13 protein-coding genes and 1 pseudogene are annotated in these 15,601 nt (G+C 39.5%); 8 read left to right on the top strand and 6 right to left on the bottom strand.

The window, feature by feature from the left end; all coding sequences use genetic code 11:
• Window positions 1-54: 54 nt before the first annotated feature.
• Window positions 55-1,398, bottom strand: a complete 1,344-nt coding sequence (gene chrA / locus CDG56_RS02635) for a chromate efflux transporter (RefSeq protein ID WP_087546853.1) — start codon at window positions 1,396-1,398, stop codon at window positions 55-57.
• A gap of 258 nt (window positions 1,399-1,656) precedes the next feature.
• Between chrA and CDG56_RS02630 the strand changes: the two are divergent.
• A pseudogene (locus CDG56_RS02630) lies at window positions 1,657-1,920 on the top strand (IS701 family transposase); the annotation flags it as partial.
• A 109-nt stretch (window positions 1,921-2,029) separates the two neighbouring features.
• Here the strand turns inward: CDG56_RS02630 and CDG56_RS02625 are convergent.
• Window positions 2,030-3,130, bottom strand: a complete 1,101-nt coding sequence (locus CDG56_RS02625) for an AraC family transcriptional regulator (RefSeq protein WP_087546852.1) — start codon at window positions 3,128-3,130, stop codon at window positions 2,030-2,032.
• A gap of 62 nt (window positions 3,131-3,192) precedes the next feature.
• Between CDG56_RS02625 and CDG56_RS02620 the strand changes: the two genes are divergently transcribed.
• From CDG56_RS02620 to CDG56_RS02610, 3 genes are all read left to right on the top strand, one after another.
• Complete coding sequence (locus CDG56_RS02620; RefSeq protein WP_087546851.1) at window positions 3,193-4,941, top strand: neutral/alkaline non-lysosomal ceramidase N-terminal domain-containing protein; 1,749 nt, start codon at window positions 3,193-3,195, stop codon at window positions 4,939-4,941.
• The gene (locus CDG56_RS02615) at window positions 4,938-6,224 is read left to right on the top strand and encodes a D-arabinono-1,4-lactone oxidase (RefSeq protein WP_087546850.1); all 1,287 of its coding nucleotides are present in this window, start codon (window positions 4,938-4,940) and stop codon (window positions 6,222-6,224) included. The genes CDG56_RS02620 and CDG56_RS02615 overlap by 4 nt, the downstream gene beginning before the upstream one ends.
• 329 nt (window positions 6,225-6,553) lie before the next feature.
• Window positions 6,554-7,717: an alanine racemase gene (locus CDG56_RS02610; protein ID WP_087543418.1), complete on the top strand. Its 1,164-nt coding sequence runs from the start codon at window positions 6,554-6,556 to the stop codon at window positions 7,715-7,717.
• A 44-nt stretch (window positions 7,718-7,761) separates the two neighbouring features.
• Here CDG56_RS02610 and CDG56_RS02605 read toward each other — a convergent pair whose 3' ends face one another.
• On the bottom strand, window positions 7,762-8,202 hold the full coding sequence (locus tag CDG56_RS02605) for a universal stress protein (protein WP_087543420.1): 441 nt from the start codon (window positions 8,200-8,202) through the stop codon (window positions 7,762-7,764).
• A gap of 213 nt (window positions 8,203-8,415) precedes the next feature.
• Between CDG56_RS02605 and CDG56_RS02600 the strand changes: the two genes are divergently transcribed.
• Together CDG56_RS02600 and CDG56_RS02595 are read left to right on the top strand one after the other, a co-directional pair.
• Window positions 8,416-8,706, top strand: coding sequence for a hypothetical protein (locus CDG56_RS02600; RefSeq protein WP_087546849.1), 291 nt, complete (start codon window positions 8,416-8,418; stop codon window positions 8,704-8,706).
• Between the two features lie 109 nt (window positions 8,707-8,815).
• A complete protein-coding gene (locus CDG56_RS02595) occupies window positions 8,816-9,307 on the top strand; it encodes a DUF2505 family protein (protein WP_087537194.1) in 492 nt (163 codons plus the stop codon).
• A gap of 45 nt (window positions 9,308-9,352) precedes the next feature.
• Here the strand turns inward: CDG56_RS02595 and CDG56_RS02590 are convergent, their stop codons facing one another.
• Window positions 9,353-9,556, bottom strand: a complete 204-nt coding sequence (locus CDG56_RS02590; RefSeq protein WP_050041691.1) for a hypothetical protein — start codon at window positions 9,554-9,556, stop codon at window positions 9,353-9,355.
• A gap of 132 nt (window positions 9,557-9,688) precedes the next feature.
• On the opposite strand from CDG56_RS02590, the gene def reads away from it, so the two are divergent.
• Together def and CDG56_RS02580 are read left to right on the top strand one after the other, a co-directional pair.
• Window positions 9,689-10,174 (top strand): peptide deformylase, encoded by a 486-nt coding sequence (gene def, locus CDG56_RS02585; RefSeq protein WP_087546848.1) that lies wholly within the window; start codon window positions 9,689-9,691, stop codon window positions 10,172-10,174.
• A gap of 14 nt (window positions 10,175-10,188) precedes the next feature.
• Window positions 10,189-10,575 (top strand): endonuclease domain-containing protein, encoded by a 387-nt coding sequence (locus CDG56_RS02580; RefSeq protein WP_087546847.1) that lies wholly within the window; start codon window positions 10,189-10,191, stop codon window positions 10,573-10,575.
• A 65-nt stretch (window positions 10,576-10,640) separates the two neighbouring features.
• Here CDG56_RS02580 and CDG56_RS02575 read toward each other — a convergent pair whose 3' ends face one another.
• Window positions 10,641-11,474: a TIGR02391 family protein gene (locus CDG56_RS02575; RefSeq protein ID WP_087546846.1), complete on the bottom strand. Its 834-nt coding sequence runs from the start codon at window positions 11,472-11,474 to the stop codon at window positions 10,641-10,643.
• A gap of 200 nt (window positions 11,475-11,674) precedes the next feature.
• The gene (metH, locus tag CDG56_RS02570) at window positions 11,675-15,361 is read right to left on the bottom strand and encodes a methionine synthase (protein WP_087546845.1); all 3,687 of its coding nucleotides are present in this window, start codon (window positions 15,359-15,361) and stop codon (window positions 11,675-11,677) included.
• Window positions 15,362-15,601 lie beyond the last annotated feature (240 nt).

Here is a 15,601-nt window from a genome sequence, read left to right as displayed (position 1 = left end):
TCAATAGATTGGGCTGACTAGAGTTGATTTGTGCATCAACGCTAGTGCAAATTTTTATACAAATAGGTATAGAACTAAACCAAAAAGTGCAGAAGCGAAAATCACATAAAGCACATTGATTTGGAATTTAAACAGCGCAATCATCGCAGCGATTGTGACGATTGCCGCTTCATAATTAAAAGCGTAATCGAAACCCTGTGGCCACAGCACATGATAACTAAAGAAAAGTGCAAGATTGAGAATAACCCCCACGACAGCAGCGGTAATTGCCGTAAGTGGTGCAGTAAATTTAAGTTCATTATGAGTGGATTCAATAATCGGAGCACCTGCGAGAATGAACACAAAGGAAAATAAAAAAGTAAACCATGTGACAATGACAGCGCCGAGTGTACCTGCCAAGAACAAATGATCTGCACCTAACAAGGCATGATTAAAGCCCCCTACAAATCCAACGAATGCAACCACCATAATCAGTGGGCCTGGAGTACTTTCACCCAATGCCAGTCCATCAATCATTTGGGTTGGACTGAGCCATGAATAATGATTCACCGCACCTTGATACACATAAGGTAATACGGCATAAGCTCCACCAAATGTCAGTAATGCAGCCTTGGTAAAGAACCATGCCATTTGGGTATAAGCATGTTGCCATCCTAAGCTCAGGGTTAAACTGATCATTGGGATACACCATAACAATACTGCGATAACGAGGATTTTAGTCAGTTGAGTCCAACGGAAAATAGCATGTGCAGGAGGAGGCGTATCATCGTCAATGAGGGCAGCACCATAATGTTTTTGCTTGCCTTGATGGGTGCTTTGAGTTGCAAATAAGTGTGGTTGCTTTTTACTCAGTAAATAGCCCAGTATCGCAGCACTCAATATAATCAATGGAAAGGGAATATTGAAGAAAAAGATCGCGATAAAAGCAGCAGCGGCAATCAAATATAAGAAATTGTTTTTGAGTGAGCGACTGCCAATTCGATAGGTTGCATGAAACACAATCGCCGTGACTGCAGGTTTGATGCCATAAAATAATCCAGCAATAATTGGCATATCACCAAACTGTACATAAATCCATGACAAGGCAATTAGAATAAATAAAGAAGGCAGCACAAATAGAATGCCTGCAACTAAGCCACCTGCGGTTCGATGCATCAACCAACCAATATAAATGGCGAGTTGTTGTGCTTCAGGGCCAGGTAAAAGCATGCAATAGTTAAGTGCATGTAGGAATCTTTTTTCAGAAATCCAACGTTTCTGTTCGACCAGTTCTTGGTGCATCACTGCAATTTGACCTGCTGGTCCCCCAAAACTAATGAAGCCTAATTTCAACCAAAATAAAAAGGCTTGCCAAAAAGGAATAGAGTCCAGAGCTTTTATTGGATCAGATTGCTGCATAATTATTCTCAGATAGAGCGTCTATTTTCTGAATATCGCGAGTTGTATTGCACACCATAAGAAGTTGTCGATTCTAAATGAATCCAATTCATTTCTTTATATATTTAATTGCTTTAATAATTCAAATTAATGACTTTTAATAAATTTTTCTGATTGCAGAATAATAAAAACAAAGTGTTTATATCGATAAAAAATATAAATATAGGACTTACGCATTGACGGATTCAAAAAAGTATTAAAATGCTTTATAAAGTATCTGTGATCAGACGAATTAAAAATGCTTCTACAGCAACTTGTACTCTACCCATTTATATGGGCTTTCTCATGACAGAACCGAACTCTATTAGCTGCACACAACTTGCCGAGACTTATAACATCTCGCATGATAGTGTAAATCGCTTTCTAGAGCGTGAAGACTACACACCTCACGACCTATATCAATAAGCAATTCAACATATTGATAATAATAAACTTATTGTTAGTATTGATGATACTGTTTTAGATAAACCGTATAGTCAGCATACATGCCGCCGAGCGCGGTAGTGAATATTTGCGAGAATTTAAAATTACAAGAAAAGGCATTTCCTGTTCTCTTTTATCTGCGCTTGGAAATTTCTAGACCGTTTGATTCTTAGGCATTAAGTAAAATGATCTCTTGTTTATAAACCGAAGGCGCTTGCCCTGTCCAGCGTTTAAAGGCACGTCGGAATTCACGTAATTCGCTAAAACCCAGTTGCAGGCTAATCTCACTCATGGACAGGTTTTGTCCCAGTAATTGTTTGGCTTTACGTTCCAATACATTTTGCCGAATTTGTTGAAAACTCAAGCCTTCTAATAATAATTGCCGTCTTAAATGGCGTTCGCTGATGCGTAAATGTTCCGCAGCTTGCTGCATTTCAAAACGTTCAGGTAAATGCTGTTCAATCAAGTGATCAAGTAAATGTACATAGCCGACTTGATTGAGCTGGTCGATTTCTTTTAAGGCTTGTTCACAGATTTGGATAGCAGTTGCGTAATTGGCAGGGCTGTAATTTTTTAAGCTGCGCTGCAACAGGCTAGTGCTAAAAAGCATGATATTCCTGTCACGGTTAAATTGAATTGGGCAGCCAAAGATATCATTATATTGCTGTTGATATTCGGTTGGTAAATAGCTGAGCTCAAGACTGATCACATCATCATGATCACCTAGCATTGCATTTAAACAGGTGATGATGCTGCTGAATAATTCATCATAGAAAAAGGCTTTGAGGTCTAAACATGGATGAGATTCAGTCACTTCCAATTCACAAACATCACCCTGAATTTTAAAGTCGATATTGAGTACACTGCCCGAAACACGATGGTAACGAAGCGCGATTTCTAGAGCATCTGCAACGGTTTTACAGGATTGCATGGCAAAGCCCAAAATCCCCATCGAAATCAGACCTTCGCTACTGCCAAGCTTTAAACCAAGGTCGGGCTGCTGATAGGTGGTCATGGCTTGACCAACCACATCACAGAGTTGGCTAAAACTGACCACAGCTTGGGTTTGCTGTATTTGTGCAATGTCTAAACCTGAATTCTGAAACCATGCAGCATAATCCCACTGTTGCTGCTCTGCATAATGGATCAGGCTCGCCAGAATGGTGGGTGGAATAAATTGCTGTTGATCATTTTTATCGCTGCTACGTATAGGCATAAGTCCGTTTTGCCCCCCAAAGAAAAGTCTCTTTAACCCTGTTGCGTATCGCATAATTTTGATTAACTTTCAACATGCTTTAACACAGTTAGAAAAAGAATCGAAAGGAAGTCGTGATGTATCAGGTGGGTTGGAATAAACAACAAATCAAAATTACACCGAAAGGTTATGCCATGTTTGGTTATGGACAATGGTCACATCGGGCCTATGAACAGCGCACAGCTTTATTTGCACGTAGCTTTAGTATTGTTGATCAGCAGCAGCATCGGCTCATCATTTGCTGTCTGGATTTAGGCTGTATTACCCATGCCACACGCAGTCAAACAGTTGAGCGACTCACACAAATCCTTGATTCACAATTTGATGAAAATCAATTGGTCCTCATGGCAACCCATACTCACTCAGGACCTGGCGGTTGTGGCTATGAAGCTTTATACAATATGCCAACCCCTGGTTTTGTGCCTGAACATTTAACTGCAATTGTTGAGGCGATTGTACTGAGTATTCAAAATGCGATTGCATCTGAACAAGACACCGAGATTTTTTTAGGGACGCAGCATTTTCCAGAACAGACACCTGTCGCATGGAATCGTTCAATCAAAGCCTATAATCGGAATCCAGAAGTTCAGCCACGTACCGAAGCTGAAACGCATTTAGCCTTGAACAGAGAAATGCAGTTGATCGGTTTCTATCGTGAGCAACAACTACAGTCGTTTATTTCATTATTTGGTGTCCATGCAACCTGTTTGGGAAATTCTTTAAACGCCTATGATGGCGATAATAAAGGCTATGCAGCCGTATTCTCTGAGCAGGCTTTAATTGAGCAAGGGATTCAAAATCCAGTCACGATTTTTGCTCAAGCAACTGCAGGGGACGTATCACCGCATTTTCATGGCAAAGATCAGCTGAAGATTCGCAATAAGATTAAAGGCGAGCAGGAATATCAATACGCACAACAAAATGGTCGTTATCAAAGTGAGCTGGCTTTGACGGCTTTACAGTCCAATATTCCTAAAAATTTACATAAAGTTGAAGGCAAGATCGATGCTGTTTTGTCCTATGTTGATTTGAGTAATATTGAGATTCCAGATGAGTTTGCAGCGGGGCAAAAGCATGCAAAAACCAGTCAGCCTTGTCATGGCACCGCATTTTTTGCAGGCACGCCTGTCGATGGTTTAGGTGCGCCAAAAGTTTTAATTAAAGGGATGCAGTTTTTAGCCGATCAATTTCGCAGACAGAAAACCAAGCATTCAAAAGCAGCTGATTTTGCAGACTATCAGCAGTTGTATGCCTCTCAAGGACCAAAACAGATCTTACTGGAAGCAGGTGCTAAAAAGATTTTAGGTCAGCCGATTGGTTTTCCACCGAGTATGCTTGATCCGTTGATTGCAGAAATGAACCGACAAGTGAAAGCGGGGGCGATTCAGCACAGTCCTTTAGTCCCGAGCGTTGTTCCATTACAGATTATACGATTAGGTCAATTGGCTTTGATTTGCTGTCCAGGCGAATTTACGACTATTGCAGGGCATCGTGTGGTTGATATCGTTAAACAGATACTTGCCGTACAGGCTTCGATTGAAACCGTTTGGTTGGCATCGTATTGCAATGATTATATGGGTTATGTCACGACCTATGAAGAATACCAACAACAAGCTTATGAGGGTGGGCATACCTTATTTGGTCAATGGACATTGGCAGCTTGTCAGAGCAAATTCAAAGATTTGGCAAAACAATTGTTGTTAGAAAAAAATAAACGTCATTACGATGAAATGACACGACCACAGCCGATTCCAGAAAACGAACTCTCAAAACGCAGCAATCATGGCAATTTAAAAACTGCCGTTAGCCAAGGAAAGGCAGTATGAGTGATTTAACACAAGGCATTTGGACAAACTGGTCAGGCTTTCAAAAAGCCAAGCCACAACAGATTTTAAAACCAGTCAATATTCAAGAATTACAGTCGATTGTTTATGAACAGCAAAAAATAAGAGTCGTGGGTGCAGGGCATTCCTTTACGCCGTTGGTGTGTACCGATGCGACCTTAGTATCTTTAGATCGAATTTCAGGTGTTGCATCTTTCGATGTAGAACACTGTCAGAGCAATATTTATGCGGGTACACGTTTATACGATTTAGATCAGCATTTACAGCAGCAATCCATCAATCAGGCTTTGATGAATCAGGGCGATATTGATCAGCAAAGTCTGGCGGGTGCAGTTTCTACAGGCACACATGGCACAGGTGCAGATTTACATTGTATTTCAGCCTATGTTGAAGCTTTTGAGTTATTGACGGCATCTGGTGAAATCCTAAAATGCAGTCGCACAGAGAACTCTGAAATCTTTGCCGCAGGGCGGGTTTCTTTGGGTAGCTTGGGAATCTTAACCAAGATCACTATGCAGAATCGACCTCGCTATAAGCTGAAAGAGCATATTCAACTTTGTCTAGTCGAGGACATGATGCAAAACATTCAGCAATGGAAGCATCAGCATCGACATATCGAGTGTTTTGTATTTCCCCATGAAAAGCAGTTGATGTTGAAAACTTTGGATGAAACCGATGAAGCAATTTTACCTCGGAAAGAGAATTTCCCATCGGATGATACCTTACTGACCTTATGCTCTGAGTTGACCAAAAACTTTCCATCACTAAATCCTTATTTACAGAAACTATTAGGCATCTTTGTCAAACCAACCACCTATGTCGATTGGTCGAGCAAGATATTTCCAACACCGCGTAATACCAAGTTCAATGAAATGGAGTATCAGATTCCGGTTGATCGTGGAATTGAGTGTTTGGATGAAATATTGCATGCTTTAAGAACGTATAAAGTCGCCACCTTTTTTCCACTGGAATTTCGCTTTGTGAAAGGTGATGATATTTGGCTCAGTCCTTTTTATCAGCATGATTCGATTTCGATTTCAGTGCATCAATATCATAAGCAAGATCCGAAGTTGATTTTTGATGTGGTTGAGCCGATTTTGCAGAAATATCGAGGGCGTCCGCATTGGGGTAAAATGCATCATATGACCAGCACACAGCTTCGAGCTTTATATCCAAAGTGGGATGATTTTATGGCTTTGCGTCAGCAGCTTGATCCAGAAGCTAAGTTTTTAAATCCCTATCTGGAAAAGCTGTTTTTAGGTTAGTTCTAACTTGGGTTGGACTTAAATGTTTATTTAATTTATTGAAAATAATTAACTTTACGGAGTCTTGCCGAGTTTTTATCTATTTTAGGATAAGCCACTTCGTCTTGCGCTTCACCAAAGCTTTAGTCGCTTTGGCTTGCTCAGGCTGGCCTTACTTTGGTTTCGCCCAAAGTAAGTAAAGGCATTGTCATCTACAAAACTTGTTTTCTACTTGCATCTATTTAGTTTTATCGCAGATACATTATCTTTTTTATACCATGCAGGTTGTAGATGACTTTTTCGCGTATCAAATTACATGTAAATTTTCTTTGATTGAAAAAGGTATAGCCATGTTGGATCATTATTTTAAACAACTCAATCTTGACCTAAAAAAACAGGGGATTGCGACCCCGCAACTTATTGTAGATGCGGCTGCGTTAAAACAAAATATCCAACATGTACAACTGCGTTTGTCACATGCACCACATTTAAAAGCACGCTTGGTAGTGAAATCATTAGCAAGCCTAGAATTACTTAAGTTGCTATCTGAACAACTGAATACGCAACGCTTTATGGTATTTCATCAACCGCATATTGTTTCGATCTTAGAAAATTTTGCCGAAGCCAATATTTTGTTGGGTAAACCAATGCCCGCTCAAGCAGTCCATCAATTTTTTGATCAGCATGCGGAGTGGTCAAATGCCAACATTCAGTGGCTGATTGATACCAAGCAACGATTACAACAGTATCTTGAGATTGCTCAGCTCTATGCTCTATCTTTGCATGTGAATATTGAGATTGATGTTGGTTTGCATCGTGGTGGCGTGCAATCGGCAGCACAGATGGTCGAAATATTAAAGTTGATTCAACAGTATCCGCAGTATTTAAAGCTTTCTGGTTTAATGGGCTATGATGCACATGTCACTAAAATTCCAGCCATCATTAAAAAACCTGAATTGGCTTATCAAAGCTCACAGCAGACCTATGCCGATTACCAAAAGCTAATTAAACAGCAGTTTCCATCGCTGTGGAGTGATGCGCTGTGTTTTAATGGCGGTGGTAGTCCAACCTTTAGCTTTCATACCACTGAAAGTGTCTGCAATGATTTGTCTTTTGGTTCAATGCTCTTAAAACCAAGTGATTTTGACAGTGATTTTTTAAAGGCTTTACAGCCTGCTTTATGGATTGCATCGCCAGTCTTAAAAGTTTTACCTTTTACCCAGCTGCCATCAATGTCTTTACTCGATAAATTGCCACATAAGTATAAGGCACTGTTTATTTATGGCGGCTATTGGCTGGCGAATTATGTCTATCCAAAACAAGCGCATCCACATGCATTGTATGGGCGAAGTAGTAATCAGGAGTTGGTCAATGTACCCAATGATTGTGATATTCAGGTCGATGATTTTGTGTTTTTAAGACCGACACAGAGTGAAGCGATTATTCCTCAGTTTTCTAAGTTGAAGCTTTATTGCGCACATGCTTTTGAGACATGGCAAAGCTTTCGGGAATAAAAAAGCCTTGTGCGATCACACAAGGCTTTACATTTTGTCTCAGTTTATTGTTTGACAATCAGCACAGGAATATGTGATTCCGTTAAAACAGCACGCGCTACACTACCCAGTAATAAGCGTTTTACGCCTGTACGACCATGTGAACCCATAATAATAAGGTCTGCGCCAATTTCATCAGCTATAAAAATAATGCCTTCACTCGCTGCACCATGCTGAATTTTGGTTTGAACCTCAATTCCATCGCGAATGAAAGATTGAGCAATATCTTGTAGTTGGGTTTTAGCATGCGCTTCAGCCTGCATAAAATGATCGGTAATGGCTGGTGCAACTTGATAAAAATCAACACCAACATATGGATCAACAGCCACCACGCTGAGTACAGTCACTTTTGCCCCTGATAATTTTGCTAAAGACAGTGTATGTTCAACTGCTGCATAAGAAATTGGAGAATCATCAACAGCGACTAAAATATTTTGATAAGACATATTTACTCCTTATAGTTTATGGTTGTAAAAGATAAAAGTATAAGCAGTTGATAACACATTGAACCCACTCTAGCAAATGGGACGATCATCTAAAACTTATGACAACGCTGAAAATAATCTAGAAATATAGGAAATTCCTCAGCAAACTATGGGTCTAAGAGAATCTCTGTATTTTTGTAATTTTTCTTCATATTTATCGGCATAGGAACATCCGTGTTAGTCAGTTTAGAAGCATTCAAACAACAAAAATTTGATCAAGTCGCAGCAAAAATTATGGCTGATCCAGAGAGTTATCTCGCATTTGACTCAGTTTCAGATTTTTATAAAGCTGAATGGCTAGATGAGTTTCCACAAGGGGCGACATGGTCTGCTACAGGATTAGATGACGGCGCTGAGCAGTTTTATGCAGTCATCGAATATGGCAATCACTATCTCTATATCAGCCGAACGGAGCGAATAACGGTAAAATTAGGTATAAGACATCATTACAATAAAAATTATTAATCTGGGCAGTCATTAATTTTTACATGTTCAGATTTTGTGATTGAAATGAGAATGATATAATTTGCTGCGATGATAAAACCTTAATTAGAACTAAACGGAAATTTAAAAAATGGCACATCAATTTACGGTAAATGAAACAATTCATGGCGTTTCAATTGAAGATTTTTCAAGATTAGTTGCTATGACTTCATTGCATGAAGCAGTATGTAAGCGTATTCCAGGTGAGAACTTAGAAATTATTGAATCTGCTGTAAAAGGTGATATTTATACCTTACGTCGTGAATATAATCTTGATGTGAATATCCCAGATGTGGCTAAAAAATTATTAAAAAATGCATTCCGTTTAAAACGTTCTGATATTACTGATTTAAAAAATCTAACCTCAACTGTAGAGCTAGGCGCAAACTTACCTTTAGAAGCAAAAGCTGAACGTAAGGTAACAGGTAACGGTAACCAAGTAGACATTACTCTGACCTGGACGGTAAAGGTGAAAGTACCTTTGATCGGTGGAATGCTTGAAAAGCATGCAGAGGGCGAGATTCGCAAGTTTAGCCAGCTTGAGATTGAAATTGTTGAGGATGAATTAAAGAAAAACCTTTAATTTAGATGCGATAAAAGAACTCTCCGTAAGGGGAGTTTTTTTATTTTAGAAGCGTAGAAAATAGGGCAATATTGAGATAACCACACCGATGACACTTAATAAAGTCGTACTTTCGATAAAATAAGGATAAATCATCAGAACTAAACCGCAAACTAAAGGCACAGTCATTTTTTGCTTTTTGCCATACATAAAATAGCCTAAGCCAATCGAGCCAAAGATGACACCTAGAAAAAGTTGAGTTGCATTCATTGTTTTATGCCGTGAATTGAATTTTTATTATGTAAATAATATGACAAGATTCTTAAATGAAAATTATAGAAGCGTGAATAAATATCGAATACGATGTGTGTGAGTATTGATCAAAAATAATTAGGTCGTGGGATGAGTGTAATTTTACCTGTAGCGCAACGCGGTGAAGAGATTTTAAAAATTAAAGCGACTGCGGTTGCTCAGGGGGAGTTTAATAGCGAGTGGCTATTGCAACTGGCTTCTGCGATGCATGCCACTATGCTTGAACGTAATGGTGTAGGGATAGCAGCGCCACAAGTGTATATCTCTAAGCGAGTGATCATCGTTGCTTCGCGATCAAATCCACGTTATCCCGACGCACCTGAAATGGATGCCGTAGTAATGGTCAATCCTGAGATTTTGGAGTTTTCTCAAGCGACTTGTTTGGCGGAAGAGGGATGTTTAAGTGTTCCTGATGAGCGTGGGCAAGTGCAACGAGCACAGAGTATCAAAGTGCGTTATCACACTTTACAAGGTGAGGTGATTGAAACAACATTTGATGGTTTTCCTGCACGAATTGTTCAACATGAAGTTGATCATTTAGATGGTGTGTTGTTTGTGGAGCGGCTCAGTGCTTAGAAATTAATTTAATAATGAAGCCTTATAATAAAAACTTAAAACTTCCATCACGGGATTTACGAAGTAACATGACTGATGTAGAACAATTGCTATGGTCAAGATTGAGCCGTAAACAGATTTTAGGGTTACAGTTCTATCGACAGAAACCTTTATTAAATTATATTGTGGATTTTTATTGTCCAGCAGTGAATTTAGTTATTGAATGTGATGGTGGACAACACTATACCCAAGATGGGTTGGAAGCAGACAGAAGTCGAGACCGTGCTTTAAACGAGCTTGAACTTGTGACATTAAGGTTTAGTAATCATCTGATTTTGACCGAAATAGATGCAGTAGTAGAGCAGGTTTATTGTATTGCTGAGCAAAGATTAGAATCTCCCTTTGATAAAAGGGGACTTTAGTGTGAATTGGATGAATACCGCGGATTCGTGCTACTCCCTCCTTTTTAAAGGAGGGTTGGGGAGGATTAAAAACTTCCTTCGTATATTTTTTTAGCTTCTACTGCTTTATCTAGTTTTCGATGAATAAGAGAAATCATTGATAAAATATCAAGAGCATCTTGTTCATTGATTTCCCATGCTATTTTTGGAGCATGCGCTGTAGTGTTTCTAAAAGTTCCAAAAACTCCTTTTAATAAATTGATGAATCCTTTCTGCTCACTTTCATGACTTTCACTTGTTAGATTATTTAGTGCTAAATAAGGAATCTTACCTCTATATGAAAAAGCTTGATCTACTAATTCTGAACCGTCTGTAGTTAAGTCTGTTTTTATTCTAATTTTTTCTGCAATACTTTTAGTTGCTTCAAATACAGCATGAAAATAATTATCGACAAGTAATTCAGCTTTACAAAAAGTAAGGACGTCAGAATGAATTTTTCGGTCTAATAATGTTTTTCTTAAATTTTGAGCTCGCTCCTCAGCCTCAGAAAAAGTGTTTACTTTAGCTGTTGTTCTAATATCACCACTTTCAGTTAGTTCTAAGCCTTCAAATGACAATACATAATTTAGTTCGGTTCTTATATTTTTAAACCATTCTTTTCTATGGATGTTGCGGGATGGACGTAGTACATATTTGATAAAAGCTAGAACATTGTTAGAACAGCGATCTTCACTTTGCTTGATACTAAGAGCATCATACAAACGCTTCCATTTTGTAGAGTTTAATTGTGGGTCTTTGATATTTGTTTCAGCAAGATATTTGGAAATTTCAGTTCCTGAAATCCCGTGATATGTATCACCTAAAATTTTACAAATACTTTCTAGACTACCAAGATCAATATTTTTAATTATTGCCATCATTTACTTTAATTTTCAAGGATGTGTATATTCTAAGTATATGTTTTTGTAATATCAATTCAATCCCTCCCAACCTCCCTTTGAAAAGGGAGGAGCAGTCACCTAATTCGATTAATCATATGATATCTCTCTCTTTTTAAATAAGGTAAACGAGATTAAATTCAAAAAAACCCCCCTCAACTGAGGGGATTCTTTTTATAGCCTTAACCAATCGAATCATCCAAATTCGGCGCTAACCAACGTTTCGCTTCATCCAGTGTCCAACCTTTACGCTTCGCATAATCCTCAAGTTGATCTTGAGAGATTTTGCCCACATTAAAGTATTCACTTTGAGGATGCGAATAATAGAAACCACTGACAGAAGAAGGCGGCATCATGGCAAAGTGTTCAGTCAGTTTTGTACCAATCTTTTCTTCTGAGCCTAACCAATCAAATAATACTGCTTTTTCAGAATGTTCTGGGCAAGCAGGATAACCTGGCGCAGGACGAATACCGACATACTTCTCTTTGATCAGTTCCTCATTGCTCAACGTTTCATCTGCTTTATAGCCCCAGAACTCTTTACGGATACGTTCATGTAAATGCTCAGCAAATGCTTCTGCAAAACGATCCGCTAAAGACTGAACCAAAATTGCTGAATAGTCATCACCTTTGGCTTTATATTCATTGGCCAATTCTTCAGCACCAAAGATCGACACCGTGAAACCACCGAGATAATCTTCAGGTTGTTCAGATGGCTTAATATAATCCGCCAAAGACAAGTTTGGTTTACCTGTCACTTTGTCTGATTGCTGACGTACGTGCTCAAACGTATGAGTGCGATTTTGACCTGATTCATCAAATACGCTGACAGTATCTGCACCAGTACGCTGAGCAGGGTATAAGCCAAACACAGCACGGGCATCGAAACGTTTATTTTCAATGATGTCTTTCAGCATCGCTTGCGCTTGATTATAAAGATCAGTTGCTGCTTCACCGACCACTTCATCTTCTAAAATTTTCGGGAATTTACCCGCCAAACTCCAAGAGATAAAGAATGGTGTCCAGTCAAAATATTTAACTAAGGTTTCAAGTGGATAATTCTTAATAACTTGTGTACCCAAAGCATTTGGTTTTGGTGGTACATAATTATTATCAATTTTAAAACCGTTTTCGACTGATTCTGCATAACTCAATTTTGCAGCTTTCGGTTGCTTATTCGCTAAGCGTTCACGAATCTTGGCATATTCAGCACGATGCTCTGCAATAAAGTTACCGCGCATTTCAGGAGAAAGTAGGGTGGTTGCGACACCCACTGCACGTGAAGCATCCGCGACGTAAATTACAGCATCATTTGAATATTGAGGATCAATTTTAACTGCGGTATGTGCTTTTGATGTGGTTGCACCCCCGATCAATAAAGGAATATTAAAACCTTTACGTTGCATTTCTTTGGCAACAAAGACCATTTCATCCAAAGAAGGGGTGATCAAACCTGACAAACCAATGATGTCACATTTCTCATCTATTGCTGTTTGCAGAATTTTTTCTGCAGGTACCATCACGCCGAGGTCAACGATGTCATAACCATTACAACCCAAGACAACACCCACAATATTTTTACCAATATCGTGTACGTCACCTTTTACCGTTGCCATCAGGACTTTACCTTTAGATTGTCCTTCTGACTTCTCAGCTTCAATGTATGGGTTGAGCCATGCTACAGCTTGTTTCATGACGCGTGCAGATTTAACAACTTGAGGAAGGAACATTTTTCCTGAACCAAACAAGTCACCCACAACGTTCATGCCGTCCATTAATGGGCCTTCGATCACATCAAGCGGACGTTTTGATTTTAAACGTGCTTCTTCAGTATCTTGATCGATATACGTGGTAATACCTTTAACTAAAGCGTATTCAAGACGTTTTTCGACAGACTCATTACGCCATTCAAGATTTTCAGCTTCTTTGGTAGCACCCGCTTGACCACGATATTTTTCAGCAACTTCTAGAAGTTTTTCAGTTGCAGCTTGACCTGTCTCACCTTGATTTTGGTTAAGTACAACATCCTCAACAGCATCTTTCAGCTCTTTATTGATATCGTCATAAATCGCCATCTGACCAGCGTTTACGATACCCATAGTCATGCCTTGTTTGATGGCATGATAGAGGAATACTGAGTGAATCGCTTCGCGTACAGGTTCATTACCACGGAATGAGAACGAAACGTTAGAAACACCACCTGAAATCATGGCATGTGGTAAGTTTTGTTTGATCCAACCAGTCGCTTCAATAAAGTCTACGGCATAGTTATTGTGTTCTTCGATACCTGTTGCCACTGCAAACACGTTTGGATCGAAAATAATATCTTCAGCTGGATAGCCAACTTCATTGACTAAAATGTCATAAGAGCGTTTACAAATTTCACGCTTACGTTCAGCGGTATCTGCCTGACCAACTTCGTCAAAAGCCATGACAATAACTGCTGCACCGTACTGACGGCAAAGGCGAGCTTTTTCGACAAACTCTTCATAACCTTCTTTTAAGGAAATCGAGTTTACAACAGGTTTACCTTGAACACATTTTAGACCTGCTTCAATGATTTCCCATTTCGATGAGTCAATCATGATCGGCACACGTGAAATATCAGGTTCTGAAGCGACGAGGTTTAGGAAATGCACCATCGCACCTTGCGAATCGAGCATCCCTTCATCCATGTTGATATCAATGATCTGCGCACCAGCTTCAACTTGTTGCTGAGCGACTTCTAAAGCTTCTGCAAAATTTTCTTCACGGATGAGACGAAGGAACTTTTTTGATCCTGTAACGTTAGTACGTTCACCAACGTTTACGAATAAAGAATCATCATAAATATTAAATGGTTCTAAACCACTCAAACGGCAAGCATGAACAGTCTCAGGAATTTTACGTGGTGGAATATCTTTAACAGCTTGGTAGATCGCACGGATATGATCTGGTGTGGTACCACAGCAACCACCAGTAATATTGATCAAACCACTCTCAGCAAATTCTTTAATAAAGGCTGCGGTTTGTTCTGGGGTTTCATCATACTCACCAAATGCATTCGGTAAACCAGCATTAGGATGGGCTGAAACAAAGGTATCTGCAACGTCAGAAATCGTTTTAACGTGAGGGCGCATTGCATCTGCACCCAATGCACAGTTAAAACCAATTGATAGCAGATCACCATGACGCACTGAGTTCCAGAATGCTTCAGCAGTTTGACCTGTCAATGTACGACCTGAGGCATCTGTGATCGTACCTGAAATCATCAATGGAAGTTCATAACCGATTTGCTTAAAGACTTCTTTGACCGCAAAGATTGCCGCTTTACAGTTCAATGTATCGAAAACTGTTTCGATCAAGATGATGTCTGCACCACCTTCGATGAGGGCATGTGTCGCCTCAATATAGTTTTCTTTGAGCTCATCAAAGGTGATGTTACGGAAAGCAGGGTCATTTACATTTGGTGAGATTGAACAGGTGCGAGAAGTTGGACCAAGGACACCTGCAACAAAACGCGGTTTATCTGGGGTTGAATATTTGTCACAGGCCGCACGCGCTAAACGTGCTGCTTCACGGTTGATCTCTGGTACGAGGTCTTCCATGTGATAGTCCGACATTGAAACACGTGTGCCGTTAAAGCTGTTGGTTTCAATAATATCTGCACCTGCATCCAAATAAGCTTCATGGATACCTTGAATAATGTGTGGTTGTGTGAGTACCAATAAATCATTGTTGCCTTTTAGGTCTGAGGCCCAATCTGCAAAACGTTCACCACGATAATCTTGTTCTTCTAATTTATGGCGTTGAATCATCGTCCCCATCGCACCATCAATAATTAGGATACGTTGGGCAAGAAGTGATTGTAGGGTGGTAAGCGTGGACATTCAGAAACCCCAGTCGATGATGAAGATAAAAAGCAGGGGCATTGTAACAGAAGCGAACAAAAAGCGCGTATTTTCAGCATCAGGATGATGTAATTCATCCAGTCAGGTTGAAAATGTCATAAAAGCTTCATGAAATTGCAATAATTTCGGTGAATAATGCCTAAAAACACAACGTATATTTCGGAATATGACAAATAAGTTTCACATTTTGTTGTGTTTGTTGCAAAATCAGACAAACAG

It is taken from the genome of Acinetobacter sp. WCHA39 (genome assembly GCF_002165385.1).
GTDB lineage: Bacteria > Pseudomonadota > Gammaproteobacteria > Pseudomonadales > Moraxellaceae > Acinetobacter.
The sequence above is the reverse complement of the archived record's forward strand: the minus strand, read 5'-3'. Positions and strand labels throughout refer to the sequence as shown.

Coding starts and splice junctions, on each gene's coding strand:
- chrA (WP_087546853.1), bottom strand. CDS start 1,398: ATGCAGCAATCTGATCCAATAAAAGCTCTGGACTCTATTCCTTTTTGG.
- CDG56_RS02625 (WP_087546852.1), bottom strand. CDS start 3,130: ATGCGATACGCAACAGGGTTAAAGAGACTTTTCTTTGGGGGGCAAAAC.
- CDG56_RS02620 (WP_087546851.1), top strand. CDS start 3,193: ATGTATCAGGTGGGTTGGAATAAACAACAAATCAAAATTACACCGAAA.
- CDG56_RS02615 (WP_087546850.1), top strand. CDS start 4,938: ATGAGTGATTTAACACAAGGCATTTGGACAAACTGGTCAGGCTTTCAA.
- CDG56_RS02610 (WP_087543418.1), top strand. CDS start 6,554: ATGTTGGATCATTATTTTAAACAACTCAATCTTGACCTAAAAAAACAG.
- CDG56_RS02605 (WP_087543420.1), bottom strand. CDS start 8,202: ATGTCTTATCAAAATATTTTAGTCGCTGTTGATGATTCTCCAATTTCT.
- CDG56_RS02595 (WP_087537194.1), top strand. CDS start 8,816: ATGGCACATCAATTTACGGTAAATGAAACAATTCATGGCGTTTCAATT.
- CDG56_RS02590 (WP_050041691.1), bottom strand. CDS start 9,556: ATGAATGCAACTCAACTTTTTCTAGGTGTCATCTTTGGCTCGATTGGC.
- def (WP_087546848.1), top strand. CDS start 9,689: ATGAGTGTAATTTTACCTGTAGCGCAACGCGGTGAAGAGATTTTAAAA.
- CDG56_RS02580 (WP_087546847.1), top strand. CDS start 10,189: ATGAAGCCTTATAATAAAAACTTAAAACTTCCATCACGGGATTTACGA.
- CDG56_RS02575 (WP_087546846.1), bottom strand. CDS start 11,474: ATGATGGCAATAATTAAAAATATTGATCTTGGTAGTCTAGAAAGTATT.
- metH (WP_087546845.1), bottom strand. CDS start 15,361: ATGTCCACGCTTACCACCCTACAATCACTTCTTGCCCAACGTATCCTA.